This is a genomic window from Pseudomonas sp. Z3-6, assembly GCF_051131985.1.
GTDB lineage: Bacteria > Pseudomonadota > Gammaproteobacteria > Pseudomonadales > Pseudomonadaceae > Aquipseudomonas > Aquipseudomonas zanjanensis.
The window spans coordinates 4,686,688-4,709,071 of sequence record NZ_CP071644.1 but is presented as its reverse complement, the minus strand read 5'-3'; the positions used below and the strand labels follow the sequence as shown (position 1 = coordinate 4,709,071).

Annotated in this window: 21 protein-coding genes; 11 read left to right on the top strand and 10 right to left on the bottom strand. The window is 58.7% G+C overall.

What is annotated here, in order from left to right:
- Positions 1-62 precede the first annotated feature (62 nt).
- The 6 genes from J3P88_RS20315 to proV all read right to left on the bottom strand — a co-directional run bounded on the left by J3P88_RS20315 (position 63) and on the right by proV (position 7,400).
- Entirely contained in the window at positions 63-1,553 is a 1,491-nt protein-coding gene (locus J3P88_RS20315; protein ID WP_434571252.1) for an aldehyde dehydrogenase, read from the bottom strand.
- Between the two features lies 1 nt (position 1,554).
- Positions 1,555-2,457 carry a dihydrodipicolinate synthase family protein gene (locus J3P88_RS20310; RefSeq protein WP_434571250.1) on the bottom strand — a complete coding sequence of 301 codons (903 nt, stop codon included), beginning with the start codon at positions 2,455-2,457 and terminating at the stop codon, positions 1,555-1,557.
- Between the two features lie 132 nt (positions 2,458-2,589).
- Entirely contained in the window at positions 2,590-3,909 is a 1,320-nt protein-coding gene (locus J3P88_RS20305; protein WP_434571248.1) for an NAD(P)/FAD-dependent oxidoreductase, read from the bottom strand.
- A 200-nt stretch (positions 3,910-4,109) separates the two neighbouring features.
- Positions 4,110-5,138, bottom strand: a complete 1,029-nt coding sequence (proX, locus tag J3P88_RS20300) for a glycine betaine/L-proline ABC transporter substrate-binding protein ProX (RefSeq protein WP_186728272.1) — start codon at positions 5,136-5,138, stop codon at positions 4,110-4,112.
- Positions 5,139-5,192: 54 nt separating this feature from the next.
- Positions 5,193-6,146: a glycine betaine/L-proline ABC transporter permease ProW gene (gene proW, locus J3P88_RS20295; protein ID WP_250963964.1), complete on the bottom strand. Its 954-nt coding sequence runs from the start codon at positions 6,144-6,146 to the stop codon at positions 5,193-5,195.
- 93 nt (positions 6,147-6,239) lie between these two features.
- On the bottom strand, positions 6,240-7,400 hold the full coding sequence (gene proV, locus J3P88_RS20290) for a glycine betaine/L-proline ABC transporter ATP-binding protein ProV (RefSeq protein WP_434571245.1): 1,161 nt from the start codon (positions 7,398-7,400) through the stop codon (positions 6,240-6,242).
- A 333-nt stretch (positions 7,401-7,733) separates the two neighbouring features.
- Here proV and J3P88_RS20285 point away from each other — a divergent pair, with 333 nt between their 5' ends.
- The 4 genes from J3P88_RS20285 to J3P88_RS20270 all read left to right on the top strand — a co-directional run bounded on the left by J3P88_RS20285 (position 7,734) and on the right by J3P88_RS20270 (position 12,190).
- Positions 7,734-8,702 carry a LysR family transcriptional regulator gene (locus tag J3P88_RS20285; protein ID WP_434571243.1) on the top strand — a complete coding sequence of 323 codons (969 nt, stop codon included), beginning with the start codon at positions 7,734-7,736 and terminating at the stop codon, positions 8,700-8,702.
- Positions 8,703-8,977: 275 nt separating this feature from the next.
- Complete coding sequence (locus J3P88_RS20280; RefSeq protein WP_434571241.1) at positions 8,978-10,213, top strand: aromatic ring-hydroxylating oxygenase subunit alpha; 1,236 nt, start codon at positions 8,978-8,980, stop codon at positions 10,211-10,213.
- 98 nt (positions 10,214-10,311) lie between these two features.
- Positions 10,312-11,205 (top strand): dihydrodipicolinate synthase family protein, encoded by an 894-nt coding sequence (locus J3P88_RS20275; RefSeq protein ID WP_434571240.1) that lies wholly within the window; start codon positions 10,312-10,314, stop codon positions 11,203-11,205.
- 97 nt (positions 11,206-11,302) lie between these two features.
- Entirely contained in the window at positions 11,303-12,190 is an 888-nt protein-coding gene (locus J3P88_RS20270; protein ID WP_434571238.1) for a DMT family transporter, read from the top strand.
- Between the two features lie 1,009 nt (positions 12,191-13,199).
- Here J3P88_RS20270 and J3P88_RS20265 read toward each other — a convergent pair.
- The 3 genes from J3P88_RS20265 to J3P88_RS20255 are packed head-to-tail and all read right to left on the bottom strand — an operon-like array spanning position 13,200 to position 15,792.
- Positions 13,200-14,381 (bottom strand): acetyl-CoA C-acetyltransferase, encoded by a 1,182-nt coding sequence (locus J3P88_RS20265; RefSeq protein ID WP_434571236.1) that lies wholly within the window; start codon positions 14,379-14,381, stop codon positions 13,200-13,202.
- A gap of 11 nt (positions 14,382-14,392) precedes the next feature.
- The gene (locus J3P88_RS20260; RefSeq protein ID WP_003180355.1) at positions 14,393-15,058 is read right to left on the bottom strand and encodes a CoA transferase subunit B; all 666 of its coding nucleotides are present in this window, start codon (positions 15,056-15,058) and stop codon (positions 14,393-14,395) included.
- Between the two features lie 35 nt (positions 15,059-15,093).
- Positions 15,094-15,792 (bottom strand): CoA transferase subunit A, encoded by a 699-nt coding sequence (locus tag J3P88_RS20255; RefSeq protein ID WP_003200117.1) that lies wholly within the window; start codon positions 15,790-15,792, stop codon positions 15,094-15,096.
- A gap of 241 nt (positions 15,793-16,033) precedes the next feature.
- On the opposite strand from J3P88_RS20255, the gene J3P88_RS20250 reads away from it, so the two are divergent.
- Complete coding sequence (locus J3P88_RS20250; RefSeq protein WP_434571234.1) at positions 16,034-16,936, top strand: LysR substrate-binding domain-containing protein; 903 nt, start codon at positions 16,034-16,036, stop codon at positions 16,934-16,936.
- Positions 16,937-17,052: 116 nt separating this feature from the next.
- Here J3P88_RS20250 and J3P88_RS20245 read toward each other — a convergent pair whose 3' ends face one another.
- A complete protein-coding gene (locus J3P88_RS20245; protein WP_434571232.1) occupies positions 17,053-17,880 on the bottom strand; it encodes an NAD-dependent protein deacetylase in 828 nt (275 codons plus the stop codon).
- A 177-nt stretch (positions 17,881-18,057) separates the two neighbouring features.
- Between J3P88_RS20245 and J3P88_RS20240 the strand changes: the two genes are divergently transcribed.
- The 6 genes from J3P88_RS20240 (at position 18,058) to J3P88_RS20215 (ending at position 22,347) form a co-directional block, all read left to right on the top strand.
- A complete protein-coding gene (locus J3P88_RS20240; RefSeq protein ID WP_186710509.1) occupies positions 18,058-18,567 on the top strand; it encodes a ferritin-like domain-containing protein in 510 nt (169 codons plus the stop codon).
- A gap of 62 nt (positions 18,568-18,629) precedes the next feature.
- Positions 18,630-18,896: a hypothetical protein gene (locus J3P88_RS20235; protein WP_434571230.1), complete on the top strand. Its 267-nt coding sequence runs from the start codon at positions 18,630-18,632 to the stop codon at positions 18,894-18,896.
- A 27-nt stretch (positions 18,897-18,923) separates the two neighbouring features.
- Positions 18,924-19,172, top strand: a complete 249-nt coding sequence (locus J3P88_RS20230) for a metallothionein (protein WP_186710507.1) — start codon at positions 18,924-18,926, stop codon at positions 19,170-19,172.
- 662 nt (positions 19,173-19,834) lie between these two features.
- Complete coding sequence (locus J3P88_RS20225; protein ID WP_186710506.1) at positions 19,835-20,212, top strand: general stress protein; 378 nt, start codon at positions 19,835-19,837, stop codon at positions 20,210-20,212.
- Positions 20,213-20,471: 259 nt separating this feature from the next.
- Positions 20,472-21,353, top strand: coding sequence for a manganese catalase family protein (locus tag J3P88_RS20220; protein ID WP_186710505.1), 882 nt, complete (start codon positions 20,472-20,474; stop codon positions 21,351-21,353).
- Positions 21,354-21,417: 64 nt separating this feature from the next.
- The gene (locus J3P88_RS20215) at positions 21,418-22,347 is read left to right on the top strand and encodes a ZIP family metal transporter (RefSeq protein ID WP_186710504.1); all 930 of its coding nucleotides are present in this window, start codon (positions 21,418-21,420) and stop codon (positions 22,345-22,347) included.
- The last annotated feature ends 37 nt before the right edge of the window (positions 22,348-22,384 follow it).

Sequence of the window (22,384 nt, the reverse complement as noted above, 5' to 3'; positions counted from 1 at the left end):
GGGAGCGAGCTTGCTCGCGATGAAGCCAGTACAGCCGCCACAAAATCGCGATCTCGAACAGGTTACGAAGCATCTATCCAGATGGTTTTCAGCTCGGTGTACTGGTCGTGTGCCCAGACCGATTTGTCGCGACCACCAAAGCCAGACTCCTTGTAGCCGCCGAACGGCGTGGAAGCGTCGCCTTCACCGAAACAGTTGACCGTGACCACGCCCGCCCGAATCTCCCGCGACAGGCGCAAGGCATTGCGCAGGCTGCCGGTATAGGCGGAGGCCGCCAGGCCGTAGACCGTGTCGTTGGCCAGCTCGATGGCTTCGTCGATCGTGCTGAAGCTGGTGACGCTGAGGACCGGCCCGAAGATCTCCTCGATAAACAGGCGACTGTCACGTTCGACGCCATCGATGATGGTCGGCTGCACGAACACGCCGGACTCGGTCTCGCCCCCTTGCATCACATTGAGTTTGTGCTCGGCTGCGTATTCCAGATACGAACGTACTTTGTCGAAATGGGTTTTGCTGATCATGGCGCCGAGGCGATTTTCAGGATCGAGCGGGTCACCCATTTTCCAGTCGCGCAGATGCTTGCCGATCAGTTGCAGCAGCTCATCCTTGACGTCTTCATGGACTATCAGCCGCGAGGAGGCCGAGCAGTTCTCGCCCATGTTCCAGAACGCGCCGGCGGTCACATACTGGGCCACCTGATCGAGGTCTTCGCAGTCATTCATCACCACGGCGGGGTTTTTACCCCCCAGTTCCAGCACGACGCGCTTGAGGTTCGACTCGGACGCGTACTTGAGGAACAACCGGCCCGTGTCGGTCGAACCGGTGAAGCTGACCATCGCCACATCCATGTGCCGACCGATTGCCTCGCCAGCCTCGCGGCCGCCGCCCGGGGTAATGTTAAATACGCCTGCTGGAATACCGGCCTGATGGGCCAGCTCGGCCACACGCAGCGCGGTCAGGGTGGTTTCCTTGGCCGGCTTGACCACGATGGAACAGCCTGCGGCCAAGGATGGACCGATTTTCCAGGCCAGCATCAACAGTGGGAAGTTCCACGGCAGGACCAGGCCGACGACGCCGATCGCTTCGCGCACCACCAAGGTAACGGCACCGTGGCCGGTCGGCGCGGTGCTGTCGTACACCTTGTCGATCAACTCCGCATGCCAGCGCAGGGTATGGATCGTGTCGGGCACATCGACGTTCTGGCATTCGCTGACCGGCTTGCCGCTGTCCAGGCTTTCCAGCACGGCGAGTTCGTGGGCGTTGTCTTCCAGCAATTGGGCGAAACGCAGGAGCACCTGCTTACGTGCGCCGGGCGACAGCTTATGCCAGCGACCATCCTCGAAGGCTTGCTTGGCGGCGGCTACGGCAACGTCGACGTCACGGCTATCGCACGCCGCGATCTCGGCAAGCTGTTCACCCGTGGCCGGGTTCGTCGTGATGAAGGTTTTTCCAGAGAGGGCATCACGGAACTCGCCGTTGATGAACGCTTGGGTAGGAAATTTCAACTGGGCGGCGATGGCCGCGTACTGTTCTTTGCTCAGTAAATCAGCCATTTCAGGCACCTCCAGTGATCTGCGCGATGTTGCGCTTGAGCTCGGTGACGACGCCTTGCAGCGCCTGCTTTTCCTCAGGGTCCAGGCCGTGCAGGGGGGCGCGCAGGCCACCGGTGCGCAAGCCGTTCAGTTCACAGCCGTACTTGATGGACTGGACGAATTTTCCGCCTTCCAGGAAGTCCATCAGCGGCATCATCGCCGCCATGATGCGTCGGCCTTTGTCGAAGTCCTTTCCCACCACGCAGGCCTCGTACAACGCGACGTGTTCGCGGGGAATGAAGTTGGAACCGGCACACACCCAACTGCGGGCGCCCCAGGCGAAAAACTCCAGGGCTTGATCGTCCCAACCGCACGACAGGGCGATGTGCGGGTACTTGCAGGCCAAACGGTGCATCTGCGCCATGTCACCGGAGCTTTCCTTGATGGCGACGATGTTTTTCACATCGCTGACTTCGTCGAAGAACTCCTCGCCCATGCTCACGCCCATGCGGCCTGGATAGTTGTAAAGCATGATGGGCAGACCGGCGGCGCGGTCCACCGCCTTGACATGCAGGGCGATCTCTTTTTGCGTCGGCAGTGCATAGGGTGGCGAGCCCACCAACAACGCATCGGCCTTGATGGCCTTCGCCGCTTCGGCGTAGGCGACCGAGTCTTCAGTGCGGATGGCGCCGGTACCGACGATCAGCGGCAGACGACCGCGCAATACGTCCTTGGCCTGGGCGGCCAGGTCGAAACGCTCCTGGGCAGTGTGTGCGTAATATTCGCCGGTCGAGCCGCCGATAATGATGCCGTGGACCTTGGCGTCGACCAGATACTCCAGGACTTCGGCGAAGGCGGTCTTATCGATACTGCCGTCAGCGGTCAGCGGCGTAACGGCCGGTGTGTAAATGCCTTCAAATTTCATTCATCTCGCTCCAGTTAGTGTCACTGCCTATCAAGCGGCGCTAGCTAGTCAGCGCAGCCTTTTTTAACCAAGAGAACCGCTCGCAGAAGATCGAGCGAGCAGCTCCAACGTCTTCAAGTTTCTTCGATATGTTTAACTTTCTTTACCCGCGCGATATTGCCCCCAGCGCAAACTTATATTGACCCCTGCTGAAACCAGCGGCGCGGGTGGGTTAGGACAGGGGCCGGGTGATTTCAAGACAAAATCAATGAGCTCGGATTGTTCTCCAGCCAGCCAATCAGCCAAGAGTTTGCCGGTCGCCGTCCCGCGGGTAACGCCTAATCCGTTGCAGCACAGAGCTCCATAGACGTTGGGTGAAAGTTCACCGAAATAACCCATATGGTTACGTGAAAGAGCCAGTGCGCCGCCCCAGGTATAGTCGAAGTTCATTTCAGGCAGCATGGGAAAGCGTTGTTCGAAAGAGGCCTGGTGCCGGGCGACAAAACGTTTCAAGTATTTTGCATCGCTGCGGCCGTCCGGGTTGAAGCTGAAACTGTTACGGATCAAAAGACGATTGTCCGGTGTGCGACGTACCGTGGTGCCGAATGGATCCGCAGGAATGACACCCCAATAAGGCCGGCCACCAAGACGAGCTTGTTCTTGCTCGGTCATGGGCCGGGTCAGGCTGGCATAGGTGAACACCGGCAGCATGCGGCCCTTCAGGAAGCCGAAACTCATGCCAAAGGCATTATTGGTCAGGATCAGTTTGTCCGCGGTGATTGAGCCCGCGGCGTGCGTGAGTACCGTCTTGGTGCCGTATTCCACATGGGTGATCGCAGTGTTTTCGTATAGCATCACGTTGCTGGGAAGGCTGTCGGCCAAACCTTTGACCAGCGCCGAGGGCTGAAGCAAAGACGTCCCCGGCGTAAATAAGGCCTTGCGGTAAAAATGCGTGCCGATATGTTCGGGCAGTTCGCCAGCCTCAATCATCTGGTAGGGCTGATCGAGTTTATCGAGCCCGCGACGGTAGGCCTCCAGGACGGCGATGCCCCGTGGTTCAACGGCTGCCTGATATTTACCACAATGTTTCATTTGGCAATCGATGCCGTGGCGTTCAACTAATTCTTTTAAATAATTCAGGCCACTCAGGTTAAGTTTCAGTGTGGTCTTCGCCGTGGCGATATCGCCAATGTAATCCTCGGCGGCGATGTCATGGGGCAGGTCGATAGCGAACCCTGCATTACGACCGGAAGTGCCAAATCCCACTTCCTGGGCGTCAATCAACACGATCTGATCGTCGGGGAAATGAGTCGCGAGCTGACGGGCGGCGGCAAGCCCGGTGAAGCCAGCACCGACAATGGCCCAGCGTGCGCTGCCATGGCCTTGATGGGCGGGCTTGATTTGGCGCCCCTTGCTCAAGTGGTACCACCCGCAAGATTGATCATCGGCAGGCAATGAAGATACTTTTAACATTTCAAGATCCTGTCCATTCAACCGAGCCGATGCCAGTCATACAAAAAAAGGGTGCTCGATAACTTCACGTGAGCTGAGAATCCACGTAAGTGTTAAAACTTTGCAGTTCAATTAACTATGTTTGAGGCGAAGTGCGGCTACGAACGCAATGCTATTAAAGGCCGGGGCCGTCATCGACGTGCCCCACCTCGATATGCTTATTATTTGCTGGCTTGTGTCGCCGCAGCGCGAGCCGTTTGCAACCAGGCATCAAATTGCTGCCGATGGGCGGCAACCCACTCCTTGGCATGACGGCGGATATCAGCAGGCTTTTTCTCGCCCTGTTGCATTTTCAAGTTCTGGGCGCTTTCGTCAGCGGTGGTAATTTGCATCACCGAAAGGAACTTCAACGCCGCTGGATTCTTATCGGCGAAGTCTTTGTTCAACACGGCCTCGACCTTATCGACTGCAAAACCGAGATTCTTGCCCTTGTACATCGTGTCGACATCATTCTTGCCATCAGGCAGGTCGGTTTTTGGTACTTCCAGCCAGACCACATCCTTGTCTTCGACCAACACATTGGCAATCCATTGTGGAACCCAAGTGAAGTAGAGAATCGGTTGCCCTTCCTTATAACGCGTAATGGTGTCAGCCATCAGTGCGAAATAGGAGCCCTGGTTGACGGTGACCGTTTTATCCAGGCCATAGGCTTTCATATGATGGGAGATAATCAGCTCGCAGCCCCATCCAGGGTTGCATCCCGTCATGTCTGCCTTGCCGTCGCCGTCGGTGTCGAACAGTTTGGCGATTTCCGGTTTTTTCAAGTCAGTGATGTACTTGATGTTATGAGCTTCAGCGGTCTTCTTGTCGATCAAGTAACCTTGGAGCACGCCGGGCATGATGTCGCCCGCCTTGACCATGGTCTTGTCGCCCCCGGCCTGCTGATAGAACTTATCGTGCAATTTGTCCCACAAGTGCACCGTAAAGTCCGCATCACCACTGCCCAGGGCCATCATCATGACGCCGTACTCGGTCTCCTTGGGTTCCTGCACTTTGTAACCCAGCTCTCGGAGGCCTTCCATCGCCACTTCGCCGCGGAATCGTTCTTCAGCGATAGAGGGGAAGATAGGAGTGATCTTTACACCGTCGCCCGGTTGGTTGGCCGAAGCGTTTGCGCAAAGCGACATCGCCGCGATGGAAAGGACTGCAGCGCAGTTGAGAATGCTACGGGAAAGCTTGAATTCAGACATCTTCGCGTACCTTTTTGGTTTTATCTTCGTGTGCGGCAGATCGAATACGAGGGTTTAAGCTGTCTTGCTCCTTCCCACCGGTTGTTTCGCCCCGAACAAGCGCAGAACAAAGCCGACAGGACCGGTGTGATACCAGCGCAGGCTTGGGTCGGCTCCGGTGCGTGCGCCCATGGCTTGGGTCAGGCGGTCAAGGAAGATGGCGAGCAGCACCAGGCCAGTCCCGCCGACCGTGGCCAAGCCCATGTCCAGGCGGCCGATGCCGCGCAGGACCATTTGGCCAAGGCCGCCCACCGAGATCATCGAAGCGATCACCACCATCGACAGCGAAAGCATCAGGGTCTGGTTGAGCCCAGCCATGATGGTGGGCGTCGCCAAGGGCAACTGGACGCGGGTCAGCATCTGCCGCGGCGTGCAGCCGAACGCGCGGGCCGCTTCTATCTTGTCCTCCGGGACCTGGCGGATGCCCAGGTTCGTCAGGCGCACCAGAGGGGGGAGTGCGAAGACAATGGTCACCAGGATGCCCGGCACGTTGCCGATGCCGAACAGCATGACGACAGGGACGAGGTAAACGAACGCCGGCAGTGTCTGCATGGCATCGAGTACGGGCCGCAAGATCCTTTCCAGGTTGTCGCTACGGGCGCAGAGAATACCCAGGGGGATGCCTAGCAAGGCGCAAAAGAATACTGAAGTCAGTACCAGCGCCAGCGTGGTCATCGACTCGGACCAGACACCGATAAGGCCCAGCAGGGTGAGCGTCACAAAACACAGCAGAGCCATGCGTTTACCGGCCAGCTGCCATCCCAGCAAGGAAGACAGAATGATCCCGATGCTGGGTGGGATGCTCTGCAACGTGTATTCGACGCCGTTCAGTACTTGGTCAATCGGCCAGCGGATGGCGCGGAACACATCGCGAAAGTTGTGTACCAGGAAATTGAGGGTGCTTTCCACCCAGTCACCCAATGGAATAGTGAGGACTTGAAACGGGTCGAGAAAACTGAACTCGGACATCAGGGTTTACCTCTTCATCATCACCGCAGCGGCGTATGAAGGCCGCAGGTACTTCAGGTCAGGGACGCGCCAGCGTAGAGGGGCGCGCCTGTATTAATGGCGGCTCAGCGTTTGCAGTAACTCGCTCTTTGATAGCGTCCCGGTGAGGGCGCCCGAACGGTCGAGTACAGGGACCGGGTAGGGCAGGTTGGCTGCGATTTCCAGTACTTCGTGCAGGGGGGTATCGGTAAAGACGGGATGCTGTTGGTGCTGGGTGTAATGCGTGCTGCCACCTGCGCCACTGGTATCGATATCCACGACCCCGAGCAATTGCCCGCCTTCATCGATCAAGTAACCGAACGGTAGGCCGGCCTTGAACTGTGGCGCTTGGCCGTTCAGCTTGCGAACCCATTCCGGATCGAGCCTGGCCACGTCGCCTGCCTTGAGGATCCGTGAGCTGTCGAAGCCTTTGAAGAAGGTGCGGATATAGTCGTTGGCCGGTTGACTGATCAGCTCTTGAGGCGTGCCGATCTGTACCACCTGACCGCCCTCCATGATCGCGATGCGGTGACCGATGCGAACGGCTTCCTCAATGTCATGGGAAATGAAGATGATGGTGCGCTTCTGTTCTGCCTGCAGGCGGATGAGCTCTCCCTGCATCTCGCTGCGGATAAGCGGGTCCAGGGCGGAAAAGGCTTCATCCATCAGCAGGATGGTCGGGTCGTTGGCCAGCGCGCGGGCCAGGCCTACCCGTTGTTGCATGCCGCCGGAAAGTTGATGCGGATAACTGTGCTCCTGTCCGGCAAGACCGACTTGGCTGAGGGCTTCCCTGGCGCGGCTATGCCGCTCCTTTTCACTGATACCGGAAATTTCCAGGCCAAAGGCAGTGTTTTCCAGAACGCTCATGTGCGGCATCAAGGCAAAGGATTGGAACACCATGCCCATCTCTTTGCGGCGAACATCCAGAAGAGCTTTATCAGCCAACCCGGTAATTTCGCGGCCGTTCAGATAAATGCTGCCTGACGTGGGCTCGATGAGGCGGTTGAACAATCGCACCATCGTCGACTTCCCGGATCCCGAGAGCCCCATGATCACAAAGATTTCACCGCGCTTAACCGCAAAGCTGGCGTCGAAAACACCAATCACTTGACCTGTTTTCTCAAAGACATCTTTTTTACTGGCCCCTGCGGCGAGCATTTTCATCGCCGCGTCGGGGTGTGCGCCAAATATCTTAAAAACATTCTTAACTGAAATGATTTCGTCTGGACTCGTCATTGCGTCCCTCCTTTGCGTATAACGCTACAAGCGCACGAAATCGAATTGAATTCGAACGTTGGTAATTTAGGCGGGCAGTAATAAAAGATGGATCTGCGCATGACATGCACCTGTTTTTTATTGTTTGCCCTTGGGCTCGGGCTTTTTTTCAATCTATAAGTATCCGGATTTTAAATCCAACAACATTTACAGGGCTTTATGGATAACCTAACGTTATCCAGACCCGCCGAAACGACCGCCTTGGTCCAATCACGACGCGTTGGTATGGCCTGGACTAGGCTATTGAGTTAGGCTCCGCCGCTTCCGCGGATGACAGGAGGATGAGGGCTTACCATGCTCAGCAGACACGTAGACCCTGATACATTGCTGCTTAGAATGCCTTCCCTTCGGGCTGTCAGAGCATTTGTCGCCGCCGCTAAATATGAAAGCTTCACGCGGGCAGCGGAGGCGCTGTGCGTATCGCAAGCCGCGATCAGTCGGCAGATTCGAGAACTGGAGGACTCTTTGGGCGCTCAACTGTTCATGCGTGCCGGGCGCACCGTAGAACTAACCGCCGAGGGAAAGATTTTTTTTGAGGCGGCACAACTGTCCTTCGTTAATATCGCACAGGCGGCTGAAAGGATTCGTACCGCGCCGACGCAGAAACATATCCTGACGGTTTGTTGCTCACCGGCCTTTTCTGCATTGTGGCTGTCAGAGCATCTTCCGGAGTTTCGTGCGATTAACCCGGATATTGAGTTCAACCTGATTACCACTCAGAACTTTGTGAATATGGAGCCGGGCATAGAACCGGACATCATCATTTCAAAAATTCGCAAAGTGGGAGACGGGTACAAGAGTCATCAGTTGTGCCACGATATTATTTATCCAGTTTGCTCTCCGGCGTTTTTGGACGCGCATCCCGAACTGACCTCGCTGGAAGGGGTGCGCGATTCTTCGCTGCTCAACCTGAGTCCCTATGGACGGTCGGGCGTGGCTGAACATGTGGATTGGGGGGTATGGCTGGCTTTTCTGAACGTTGATATCGATGAGCGTCCTTCCGACTGTCCGCCTATTTTTCATGCCAATGATTACAACCTGATCATGAACATGGTCCTGACCCATCAAGGCGTCGCACTGGGCTGGAACCAGCTGGTCGGGGCAATGGTCGAGCGAGGGCAGCTCGTTCGCCCTGTCGAGCATCAAGTGACGCTTCGAAACAGCCTTCATTACGTGGCCTGCAATGAAAGGACTGAATACGAAGATGCCTGTCGGAGAGTGCGCGACTGGATTCTTTCGAAGTTTTCCAGGTGGAGCGTATAAATTCCCCCGCTTCCTTCAAGTCTTCTCGGTCGGTAGCGATGGTCAGCACGGTATTTTCTGAATTCACTGGGTCATAACGCTAAGTTATCAGTTGAGCAACGAAAATGTAGTTTTGCCGGCTGGGCAGGCTACCGTACCCTTCGTATTAAACATGGTTGAAAAATATTAATTCAACGGCGGCGTTGGACATTTCAGCGCACAGGATCCGTTGGCCATGACACCGTTTTCTGGGCGTACTTGCCATTAACCGTCAGGTTGAGGTGAAGAGGGTAATAATGAATACCAAGGCATCCGTGATCGACCTGATCGAAAAGCGTAAGGCGCGCCACGCGCTTCCCCGTGAACTGTATATTGAACCTGAGGTTTTTCGTCAGGATCTTGAGCAGATCTGGCACAAGGACTGGATTTTTGCCGGGCATACTTTTGAGCTTGAAAAGCCCGGGCAATACTTGACCTTGCAGATTGGCGACTATCCCGTCTTGATCATCAGGGATAAAAGTGGCCAGGTCCGGGCTTTTCATAATGCCTGTCGTCATCGTGGCTCTAAAGTTTGCGAGTACGCCCAAGGTAAAGTTGCGAAACTCGTCTGCCCTTATCATAAGTGGACGTTTGAACTGGATGGCAGCCTTTTGTTTGCCGGTAATATGGGCGCCGATTTCGACAGGACGCAATACAATCTGAAACCTGTTCATTGTGAAATTGTTCATACCTACATTTATGTCTGCGTCGCTGACGAGGCGCCTGAGTTCGGAAGTTTCAGGCACTCTGTAAGTCCTTTCATAGCCCCTCATTTCCTCGATAATTGCAAGGTGGCTTTCGAGTCAAACCTCATCGAAAAGGGCAACTGGAAGCTCGTATTTGAAAACAATCGCGAGTGTTTCCATTGTGACGGTACGCATCCCGAGTTGATGAATTCTTTTGTCGAGAACCTTTCGGTGGCCGGGGTCGGGGGCGAAGATGATCCGGAACTGACTGCACACTGGAATCGCTGCGAAATCGCGGGTATGCCCAGCAAGCTGGTCATGGATCCGAATGGCCGTTTTCGTATGACACGCATTCCACTGTCCGCAGGCGCCGTGAGTTACACCATGGATGGTAAACCGGCTGTCGCGGGACGCCTGGATAAAAGCGGCGAGCCGGATATTGGCGCCTTGCTCTACTTCAACTACCCGTCTACCTGGAACCACTTTCTCGGCGATCACGCCTTGAGCTTCCGGGTGCTTCCGATCGGCCCCGGCGAAACGCTGGTGACGACCAAGTGGCTGGTGCCCAATACTGCCGTTGAAGGTGTGGACTATGAGATTGACCGGCTGACGAAGGTCTGGCTGGCCACCAACGATCAAGACCGTCGTTTGGTAGAAGGCACGCAGGCCGGTGTGACATCGCCGACTTATGAGCCGGGACCCTTTTCGGACATTGCGGAAAATGGCGTATGCCAGTTCGATGATTGGTACTGCGAAACCATGCTGACGCGCCTCCAGGCCCAGATTCCACTTAAATCGGTGAGCTGATTTCCCTGCGACGATATGTGTTGCCACTACTGCGTGCAAACAGCCCGGGAAGGGCTGTCGGTGCGTCCGATCAGGAAAGCAAGAAAGGGCACGATCCAATGTCCGCATTCGCTTTTTCCGGCCTCAACCTGGCCGTGACCACGCCGTTCGATGCCCAAGGCAAGATTGACTATCCACGCTTCGAGACGTTGCTCGAGCGCTATCTGGCTGCTGGCGTACAGGGTTTTGTCCTGAGCTCGGGGACCGGCATGCATGTCTACCTGAGCCAGGAAGAGTCCCGGCAATTGGTGGCCTTCGGCGCCAAGGTCCTCAAGGGGCGTGCTCGCGTTATTGTGCAAACCTCTGCCTTGTTGGCGGACGAACTGGTGCAGCGCACCCGTCATGCCGCTGAATGTGGCGCCGACGGCGTCATGGTGTTGCCACCGTTTTTCGAAGGCCCGACCGACGACCAGGGCATCGTCGATTTCTACTCGACGGTGTCTGAGGTCGGGGTGCCGATCATAGGCTACAACGTGCCCCAGGCGGTGGGCGTAGAAGTGACCCCGTCGCTGTTTCGCCGGCTGAGCGAGATACCCCACTTCGTCTCGGTCAAGGACAGCAGTGGTGACCTTGCCGCCCAAGCCTCGCTGATCCGCACGGGGCTGCCGACGATGAATGGCGCCGATGCGCTGGTGCCCTACGCGCTCTTCGCCGGTGCCGCGGGCTTGATCTGGGGCGGGGCGAACATGGCCCCGCGCGCTTGCGTTGCCGTGGTGGAGGCTGCCATGAAACAGGACTGGGCACGTGCCCGGGAGGTTTGGCGGTCGATCGAGCCGGTGATGTCGTTGATCTGGCAGGGTGACTATGTGCAGTCGGTCTACGCCGCTGCCGAGATCAGCGGTTATGGGGCGGGGAATCCGCGTCGGCCCTTGGCGCGTTTGTCCGCCGATAAAATCGATGTGCTCAAGGTTGCCCTTGCGCCGTTGATCGCGCTCGAGTCTGAGCTCGCCTGACAACCGGGCCCAGGCTTACGATGACGCGAATGGCGTGCCGGGCATGGATGATGCCTGGCGTCACGAAGCAGCAATTCTCCTCCAGATGGAATGATCCATGAGCAATCAGTTGGACAGCGCTGCACGAGCGTATGACGTTCCCAGGCCCCAGTTCGGCATTCTCCTGTGCCTGCTCTCCATGCTGGTGTTTGCCAGCCAGGACGGGATCACCAAGGTGCTGGTCAAAGACCTTCCCGTCGCGCAGTTGGTGATGGTGCGCTATTGGGCGTTCCTGGCTTTTGCTGTGGGTTATAGCGTCTATCAGGGCAGCCTGCGGACTGCGTGCCGAAGCGGCCATCCTTACCTGCAGGTCATCCGTGCGTTGATAGGGGTGGGTGAAATCGTGCTGTTTGGATGGGGGCTGCGCTATTTGGGACTGGCGGAGATGCATGCCCTGTATGCGGTGTTCCCTTTGATGACACTGGCGTTGGCTGGAGGGTTCCTGGGTGAGTTCATCGGCGTGCGTCGATGGGTTGCCGCCGCCGTGGGCTTCGCGGGGACGCTGGTCATCCTTCGGCCTGGCACCGGTGTCTTCGAGCTTGTAGCGCTGATTCCGCTGGCGTCTGCCTTGGGTTTCGCGGTCTTCAGTGTGCTGACGCGTCGGATCAGCCAGCATGATTCGTTCGCCACGAACATGCTGTACATGGGCTTCTTCGGCGCGATCACCATCACTTCGGTAGGTCTTCCTGGATGGGTGGCGCCGAGCCCGACGCAATGGGGCCTGATTGCGGTACTGTCCGCGACAGGCGTGGTGGCCCAGCTGTTATTTCTCCAGGCGCTGAAGTATGCAACCGCGGCCACGCTCCAGCCGTTCAACTACACGCTGCTGGTGTTTGCCACGCTGATTGGCCTGTTGATATTCGGCGAACTGCCAGACACCTGGACGGTGGTGGGGGCGTGTCTGGTGATTGCCGGTGGCATGTATGCGATCAAGGCGAAAGGGTAGTGGCCTGGCAGATACCGAGCAACACAGACATTGCGTACCGCTCAAATCCACTGTGGGAGCGAGCTTGCTCGCGAAAGCGGTGTGCCTGTCACAGGAATGCTGAATGTACCGCCGCCATCGCGAGCAAGCCCGGCTCCCACAGGGTTTTGTGGTGAATGCAGGTATTGCTGGCACCATAAGTCCACTGTGGGAGCGGGCTTGCTCGCGAAAGCGGTGTGCCTGTCACGGGAATGCTGAATGTACCGCCGCCATCGCGAGCAAGCCCGGCTCCCACAGAGTTTTGTGTTGAATGCAGATATGGCTGGCACCACAAGTCCACTGTGGGAGCGGGCTTGCTCGCGAAAGCGGTGTGCCTGTCACGGGAATGCTGAATGTACCGCCGCCATCGCGAGCAAGCTCGGCTCCCACAGGGTTTTGTGGTGGGTGCAGATATCGCTGGCACCACAAGTCCATTGTGGGAGCGAGCCTGCTCGCGAAGGCGGTGGGTCAGCTTGCATCAGTATTGACTGTGCCGCCGTCATCGCGAGCAAGCTCGGCTCCCACAGGGTTTTGTGGTGAACGCAGATATGGCTGGCACCATAAGTCCACTGTGGGAGCGGGCTTGCTCGCGAAAGCGGTGTGCCTGTCACCGGAATGCTGAATGTACCGCCGCCATCGCGAGCAAGCTCGGCTCCCACAGGGTTTTGTGGTGGGTGCAGATATCGCTGGCACCACAAGTCCACTGTGGGAGCGGGCTTGCTCGCGAAAGCGGTGGGTCAGCTTGCATCAGTATTGACTGTGCCGCTGTCATCGCGAGCAAGCTCGGCTCCCACAGGGTTTTGTGGTGAATGCAGATATGGCTGACACCACAAGTCCACTGTGGGAGCCGAGCTTGCTCGCGATGGCGGCAGCAGCCATACAGATTAAAATAAGGCAAAAAAACCGGCGCAACCGAGGTCGCGCCGGGGGTGGTGCCAGTGGCTACGCGGATATTCGTGGGTCCGCACAACCCCTGTTGAACCCGTGTCGGTTACGCCCGTTCCAGCGCCAGGGCCACGCCTTGGCCGCCGCCGATGCACAGGGTCGCGAGGCCTTTCTTGGCGTCGCGCTTGATCATTTCATGCAGCAGCGACACCAGGACCCGGCACCCCGAGGCGCCGATAGGGTGGCCCAAGGCGATGGCGCCGCCGTTGACGTTGACCTTGTCCATGTCCCATTTCAGTTCCCGGGCCACGGCCAGCGATTGAGCGGCAAAGGCTTCGTTGGCTTCGATCAGGTCCAACTGGTCCAAGGACCAGCCGGCCTTGTCCAGGCAGCGACGGGTGGCCGAGACCGGGCCAATGCCCATGATGGCCGGGTCGACGCCGGCATTGGCGTAGGCACTGATTTTCGCCAGCACTGGCAAGCCCAGGGCCTTGGCTTTTTCCGCGCTCATCAGGATCACCGCGGCGGCGCCATCGTTGAGCGAGGAGGCATTGCCCGCCGTAACGCTGCCGTCCTTCTTGAAGGCAGGCTTGAGCTTGCCCAGGGATTCGGCGGTGGTACCGGCGCGCGGTTGTTCATCCGCGGCGAACGCCACGGGATCGCCTTTGCGCTGGGGAATCAGGATCGGCGTGATCTCGTCGGCGAATCGCCCACCTTCGATGGCGGCGACCGCCTTCTGCTGGGACGCGGCGGCGAAGGCGTCCTGCTCTTCGCGGCTGATGCCGTACTTGTCCACCAGGTTCTCGGCGGTGATGCCCATGTGGTAATCGTTGAAGGCATCCCACAAGCCGTCGGTGATCATGCTGTCGATCATCTTCGCGTGACCCATGCGCAGGCCGGTGCGAGCGGCCGGCAGGACGTAGGGGGCCAGGCTCATGTTCTCCATGCCGCCGGCGATGATCACCTCGGCGTCGCCACAGCGGATCGCCTGGGCGCCCAGGTGCAACGCCTTGAGGCCTGAGCCGCAGACTTTGTTCAGGGTCAGTGCCGGCACCGCATGGGGCAGGCCGGCGAGGATCGATGCCTGGCGTGCCGGGTTCTGTCCGGAACCTGCGGTCAGCACCTGGCCAAGAATCACTTCATCGACCTGTTCGCCGGACAAACCGGTCTGTTCCAGCAGGCGACGAATCACCGCGGCACCGAGTTCCGGTGCGGGAATGGCAGCCAGCGAACCCTGGAAGCTGCCGATGGCGGTACGGGTGGCGGCGACAATCACGACTTCTTGCATCGAATCTCTCCTCACTGGGCAGCGAACTGCATTTCAGGGACGTGGTCCGGCACGATCAATTTGCCGGCGGTCTTGGCGACGATTTCCTCGACGCTGACGCCCGGGGCACGTTCTTTCAGGATGAAGGCGCCGTCCTGGATTTCCAGGTAGGCGAGGTCGGTCAGCACGCGCTTGATGCAACCGGCACCGGTCAACGGCAGGCTGCAACGGGGCAGCAGTTTCGACTCGCCGTCCTTGGACGCATGGGTCATGGTGACGATGATGTTCTCGGCACCGGCCACCAGGTCCATCGCGCCGCCCATGCCCTTGACCAGTTTGCCGGGGATCATCCACGAGGCGATGTTGCCTTCGACATCCACCTCGAACGCACCCAGCACGGTCAGGTCGATGTGGCCGCCACGGATCATGGCAAACGATTCGGCCGAAGAGAAGATCGACGCGCCAATGCGCGCAGTGACCGTCTGCTTGCCGGCGTTGATCATGTCGGCATCGACTTCGGCTTCGGTGGGAAACGCGCCCATGCCGAGCAGGCCGTTTTCCGATTGCAGCATGACTTCCATGCCTTCGGGAATGTAATTGGCGACGAGGGTCGGAATGCCGATGCCCAGGTTCACGTAGTAGCCGTCCTGCATTTCGCGGGCGACGCGTTGAGCCATTTGTTCGCGGGAAAGTGCCATGGTGTTATTCCTTCATTCGGGCCGGGGGCAGGGGATCACTTACGCACGGTGCGCTGTTCGATGCGCTTTTCGAACGTGCCGCAAATGACCCGGTCGACGTAGATGCCAGGGGTGTGGATCTGCGTCGGGTCCAGCTCGCCGGGTTCGACGATTTCTTCGACTTCCACCACGGTGATCTTGCCCGCCGTCGCGGCCAGCGGGTTGAAGTTCTGCGCGGTGTGGCGATAGATCACATTGCCGAAATGGTCGGCCTTCCAGCCTTTGACGATGGCGAAGTCGCCCGTGATGGATTCTTCCATCAGGTACTGGCGGCCGTGGAATTCACGCACTTCCTTGCCTTCGGCCACGGGCGTGCCGACGCCGGTGGCGGTGAAGAACGCCGGGATGCCTGCGCCACCGGCGCGCATTTTTTCGGCGAGGGTGCCTTGGGGGGTGAGCACGACTTCGATTTCGCCGCTCAGCAGCTGTTTCTCGAACAGGGCGTTTTCGCCGACGTAGGAGGCGACCACCTTGCGAATCTGCCGGTCTTCCAGCAGCACGCCGAGGCCGAAACCGTCGACGCCGCAGTTGTTGGACACCACGGTGAGGTCGCGGATGCCCTTGCGCTTGATCTCGGCGATCAGGTTTTCCGGGATACCGCACAGGCCGAAGCCGCCGGCGATGACAGTCATGCCATCCTTCAAGCCTTCCAGCGCTTCCTCATAAGAGCTCACGCGTTTGTCGAAACCTGCCATAGACACCTCTTTTATTCTTGATGGGGTCGCAATGGAATGCAGTGTTGCGCCAAGTCATATATTTGTTAAGTTGATTTTTAGATTAGATTGATTGATAAAACTCAATAGTGCTTACCCCGAAGGAGCTGCCGAGTGCAACGAGGCTGCGATCTTTTCCCAGACACTTAAGTTTCAAGCGAAAGATAAAGATCAAAAGATCGCAGCCTTCGGCAACTCCTACGTAACCGGACATAGAACGACCATGACCCTCAAGCAAATCCGCGCCTTCCTCGCCGTGGCCCAGAGCCTGAGCTTCGCCGTGGCCTGCGAGCGGCTGCACCTGTCCCAGTCGGCCCTGAGCCTGACCATCAAGGCCCTGGAAGAAGGCCTCGGTGGCCGCCTGTTCAGCCGCAACACCCGTAACGTGGCGCTGACCCCCGAAGGTGAGTCCTTGCTGCCCCTGGCCCGCCGGCTGGTGGCCGACTGGGACAACGCCGAGGATGAAATGCGCCAGCGCTTCACCTTGCAGCGCGGTCGCGTGACGTTGGCGGCGATGCCGTCGTTTGCCGGCAACCTGCTGCCGCCGATCCTCAAGACCTTCCGCGCCCGCTATCCGAATGTCAACGTCACGGTCAACGACGTGATCAACGAACAGGTGCTGGAAATGGTTCGTGATCGTCATGTGGAACTGGGCGTGGCGTTCGAACCGATGCAGGGTTCATCGTTGGCGTTCACGCCCTTGTATCTCGATCGCTTCGTCGCGGTGGTGCCGCTGGACTCGCCGCTTGCCCAGCGCGACGAAATCCACTGGGAAACCTTGCTGGAGCAGCCATTCATCACGTTGCAACGACCCTCCACCGTTCGGGTGATGCTGGAGGAGCATCTGCAGGCCCGAGGTATGAAACTGCCCGTGGAGTTCGAGAGCCATCAACTGGCGACCGTCGGGCGGATGGTCGCCAGCGGCCTGGGCGTCAGTGCCGTGCCGGCCCTGTGTGTCGGGCAGATGCATGAGCTGGGGGCCCGCTGCATCACGTTGAGCGATCCGGTGATCGAACGGGCCATCGGGGTGCTGACCAAGCCGGGGCATGAGCTGTCGGCGGCGGCGCAGGCGCTGTTCGATACGCTGAGGGATCAGGAATTGCCCGTACGGTTGATATCGAAGTAACCACAATCCCTGTGGGAGCGGGCTTGCTCGCGAAAGCGGTGGGTCAGCTACGCAGATATCGACTGACCCACCGCCTTCGCGAGCAAGCCCGCTCCCACAGAGGGTATTGCGTGGTATCAGATCAGCAGTGGCAGCAGTTCTTCGCACGGTACTTCGACCTTCAAGTCCAGCAACTCATCAGCCCGGGTCTTGCCTCGGTTGATCGCCAGCAGCGGCTTGCCCTGGTCCTTGATTGCCCGGCACAGGCGGAACGCCGAATACGCCATCAACGATGAGCCCACCACCAACAGCCCATCTGCCTGTTCCACCGCCAGGGTGGCGCGGGTCGCGGTGGCGGCGGCGACGTTTTCACCGAAGAAAACCACATCGGGCTTCAAGCGTTCGCCCTCGCAATGGGGGCAACGGGGCACCTGGAAGCGCGCCTCGAACGCCGGGTCGAGCAGGGTGTCGCCGTCGGGTGCCTGCACCGCATCGACGCCCGCCAGGTAAGGGTTTTCAGCTTCCATCAAGTGTTGAATCTGCTGTCGCTCGCTGCGCTGGCCGCAGTCCAGGCACAGCACACGGTGCAGGCTGCCGTGCAGTTCGATGACGCCTTGGCTCCCGGCCTGGTCGTGCAAGGCGTCGACATTCTGGGTAATCAGGCCACTGATGCGGGCCTGTCCCTGCAACGCCGCCAAGGCCTCGTGGGCCTGGTTCGGACGGGCTTGACGCAGGCGTGTCCAGCCCAGCATCGCTCGCGCCCAATAGCGCCGTCGCGCCTCGGGTTTGGCGAGGAACTCCTGGTACATCATCGGTTGCTTGCCCCGCCGCACGCCGTCGCTGTCGCGGTAGTCGGGAATGCCGGACGGGGTGCTGATTCCCGCGCCGGTCAGCACCAGGAAACGGCGCCCGGCCATGTACTGCTGCAGTTGTTCGACGGGGTCACGCTGAAGATCGTCGGGCATGTGGGTTCTCCGCTGGCCTGGAATCGTTGAGGTTAGCAGCGGGCTTGCCGCACGCCTTTCGTCGCCCTGCGCAGGTGTTTCTTCAAACTTTCCGCGGGCGTGGGACATCCACCTTATGTGCGCTATCTCAAAGCTCTCGCACTGCAGTGCGCCAATGACACTGATAAGGAGAACGCAATGGCAACCCCTAAAGAGAACCTGCTGGATTGGCTCAACGATGCCCATGCCATGGAACAGCAAGCGGAGAAAATGCTCAAGGCCCAGGCCGAGCGCCTGGAACATTACCCGGTCCTCAAGGCCCGGATCGAACAGCACATCGAGGAGACGCTCGGGCAGCAAAAGTTGGTGGAACAGTGCATCCAGCGTTTGGGCGGTAGCCCGTCGATGCTCAAGGACATGGCCGGCAAGCTGATGGCGTTCGGTCAAGCCATGGGCGGCATGGCGATGAGTGACGAAGTGGTCAAGGGCGCCATGAGTGGCTACGTCTTCGAGAACCTGGAGATCGCGTCCTACACCGTGTTGATCGAGGCGGCGAAAGTGGCCGGCGATGTGGAAACCCAAAGGGCTTGCGAGCAGATTCTGCCCCAGGAAATCGCCATGGCTGAATGGCTGCGCGATCACCTGCCGCAGATTACCGCAGCGTTCCTGGAACGTTCGGCCAATCCGCATACCGAAGCCAAGCGCTGAGGTGAAAAGTGTGGCGCGGCCCGACCGCGCCAAACCTGCCGTCAAAAGAAAAGAGGACAGGTATGAAGCAGACCACCGGCAAGGTAAGAGCCATCAATCGACAGAGCGCCAGGGTGGGTGTCTACGTTTCGGAAGAGGAGGGCCACACAGTGCTTGAACTGGGGCCCGCCAATGACGTCGACATCGGCGATGTCATGGAATGGGACACAACGGCCCTTGGCACCCAGACGTATCGCAACCGGACCAAAGGTTGGACCGATGAGGTGTATGTAGCGAAGCACGGCGTCGCGGCGGCCAACCTGGAGGTTCAATTACTGGTGGGATCGTGACAACACCCGGTCCTCAGGAGGACGAACATGAGCGAACTGCGTTGTGGCTGCCCCGGCTGCCATTGCGAGGTAGATCCCGAGCGGGTGTTCAATCATGACGGCGAGGCCTATTGCAGCCAGGCCTGCGCAGAACAACACCCCAATGGCGAGCCGTGTCCGTCGGCGGATTGTCATTGCGAACGAAGTGGCAAGGTCGGCGAGCGGGACATTACCAACAACCAACTGGATGAAGCACTGGAAGAAACGTTCCCCGCCAGTGACCCGATTTCACCCTGACATTGCTCTATCCGGGCATCGGCGACAGGGTGCCCGGACACCGCAAGCCGGTCAGTGCGGTGGTGCAAGACAACACCGGCAGCCCGCGAGTTTTGGCTTCCTGGAACGGCGCGAGGCTTGGGTGACGAGACCGGTGCAATGGGGTGCCGGCGCCACCGGGCCCTTGGCGGACAGCGTGGAAAGACACGCACTGTTTTTTAATGTTGAAGGCGGGGCAATTGTGGGAGCGAGCTTGCTCGCGATAGCGGTGTGTCAGTCAGCACCAATGCAGGCTGATCCAACGCCATCGCGAGCAGGCTCGCTCCCACAGGGTTATTGGGTGACCTTGAGGTTTGGGTACAACACAGGGCCATTGTGGGAGCGGGCTTGCTCGCGAAGACGGCGGCACAGCCAACCTATATGCCAGCAGGTCCACCGCCTTCGCGAGCAAGCCCGCTCCCACAGGTTTCTTCGTTGGACGAAGTTTCGATATTTAACACTGCCAATCAATCGCCGCTTGTTTAATAGGCTGGCACAATAAATACCCGGGCAGTGGGGATATAAATAAGGGTGTTGACCGTTCGTCGCCGTTTGCAGCTCTTTTTTAAAACCTTAACGGCGTCAAATTTTCCGAATAGGACGAGCCAACAGGTTCGTTGACATCAACTAACGAGGTGAATGAAATGGCTAACACAGGTAATAACAACCCTGGCAATTTCGCTAACGATCGTGAGAAGGCATCGGAAGCCGGGAAAAAAGGCGGCCAGGCGTCGGGCGGCAACTTTGCCAACGATCCGGAACGCGCATCCGAGGCTGGACGCAAGGGTGGCCAGGCGTCGGGCGGTAACTTCGCCAACGACCCGGAACGTGCTGCAGAGGCTGGCCGCAAAGGCGGGCAAGCCTCGGGTGGTAATTTTGCCAACGACCCTGAGCGGGCTTCGGAAGCCGGCCGCAAAGGTGGCCAGGCGTCGGGTGGCAACTTTGCCAACGACCGGGAAAAAGCCTCCGAAGCTGGCAAGAAAGGCGGTGAAAACAGCCACGGTGGCGGTCGTAAATCGTAATGTCCCGTGGTCTCGCAGGTCCCGTGCCGTTGGCATGGGACCTGTTCCGGCCTTGATATTAAAAGTCGGGTATTTCATGCCCGGCTTCGCTGCGCTATTGATTGTTCAAGAGATGGGTGAGGGGGTTTGAGTTGCAATTAACCACTCGTCTTCCGTCTTGAATAAAAACTAAATTTTATTCATTTAACTTCTTCAGATTTTCATGAGCCTGCCGGTCGGCAGTGTGCTCATGAAGTGTGCCTGAGCGAGGAGTTCAATCATGTTTCTACATAACAAACGATTGCAGTACACCGTGCGTGTCGCTGAGCCTAATCCTGGACTCGCCAACCTGCTGCTCGAGCAGTTCGGTGGCGCCCAGGGGGAATTGGCGGCGGCGTCGCGTTATTTCACCCAGGCCTTGTCCGAGGACGATCCAGGGCGCAAGGATCTGCTGATGGACATTGCCACCGAAGAACTCAGTCATCTGGAAGTGATCGGCTCGATCATCGTCATGTTGAACAAGGGCGCCAAGGGCAAGATGGCTGAAGGGGTGGAGAAGGAGGGCCAACTGTACCGGGACATCAACGGTGCCGGTAACGACTCTCATATCACCAGCCTCCTGTACGGTGCCGGCTCGCCATTAACCAATTCCGCCGGCGTGCCGTGGACTGCCGCTTATGTGGACACGATCGGTGAGCCGACGGCAGACATGCGTTCCAACATCGCCGCTGAAGCCCGGGCAAAAATTGTCTATGAGCGATTGATGAACGTCACTGACGACCCGGGGGTAAAGGAAGCGTTGGGCTTTTTGATGACCCGTGAAATCGCCCATCAGTTGTCGTTCGAAAAAGCCTTGCATGCCATCCAGCCCAACTTCCCACAAGGTAAGCTGCCCGGCATGCCGGAGTTCACCAACGTGTATTTCAACATGTCCCAGGGTGAGCCTACCGTGCGTGGTCCATGGAACCAGGGCGAGGACTGGGAGTTCGTCGAGAATCCGGTTCCGGCGGTCGACGGTGGCGATGGCCTGGCCAGCGTCCAGTTGAGTGAAAAGGACGAAGCACTGTTGATGGACATGAAGGCGCGGACGATGTCCAACCCTGAAAGCAACCCCACCACAGGCGCCGACTTGGGTTCGGGGATGCAAGGTGACAAACTGTAAACAAATGGCGAGGGAGGCGACTCCCTCGCCTGATATTTCGAGCCAAGACCCGTAAGGACATTCGATGGACCAGCCCACTTCCCGGATTCGATCGCCCTGGCGCACTTGGCTGAACCCCGTGCAAGAGAATCTCTTGTTGGGGGTTACGTTCTGGCTCGGGCTGGCATTGGTGGCCGCGTTGTTGCTCTACAGTGGCTACAACGCCTTGGTTGGCGCCAATCGTCAAAACCTCGGCTACGCCGTGCTGGGCGGAACATCGGGTTTTGCCGCCACCGCCCTGGGGGCGATGATGGCGGTGGTGCTGCGGGATATCTCCTCGCGTACCCAGGACATTATGCTGGGGTTTGCCGCCGGCATGATGCTCGCCGCCAGTTCGTTTTCATTGATCCTGCCGGGCATCGAGGCGGCACAGATTATCTGTGGCAATCAGTTGCTCGCCGCGTTTGTCGTGGTGGTGGGCCTGGGGCTGGGCGTGGCCCTGATGATCGGCCTGGACCGTTTCGTGCCGCACGAACATGAACTCAGTGGCCGGCGTGGTCCCCAGGCCGAGCGGATCAATCGTGTCTGGTTGTTTGTACTGGCCATCACCCTGCACAACTTGCCGGAAGGCATGGCCATCGGCGTCAGTTTTGCCGACGGCGATTTCAAGGTCGGTTTGCCCCTGACCACCGCCATTGCCATCCAGGACATTCCCGAGGGCCTGGCCATTGCCATGGCGCTGCGCGTCACCGGTATCAGCACCTTGCGTGCCGCGCTCATCGCGGTCGGTTCAGGGCTGATGGAGCCACTGGGGGCGGTGATCGGCCTGGGCATGTCGTCGGGCGTGGCCGTCGCGTACCCCATCAGCCTGGGGCTGGCGGCGGGGGCGATGATCTTCGTGGTCTCCCACGAGGTGATTCCCGAGACCCATCGCAACGGCCATGAAACCCCGGCCACCCTCGGCTTGATGATGGGCTTTGCGGTGATGATGTTTCTCGACACGGCGTTGGGTTGAGCGCGTCACCGATACCCTCTGTCAACGTTTCGGCAAA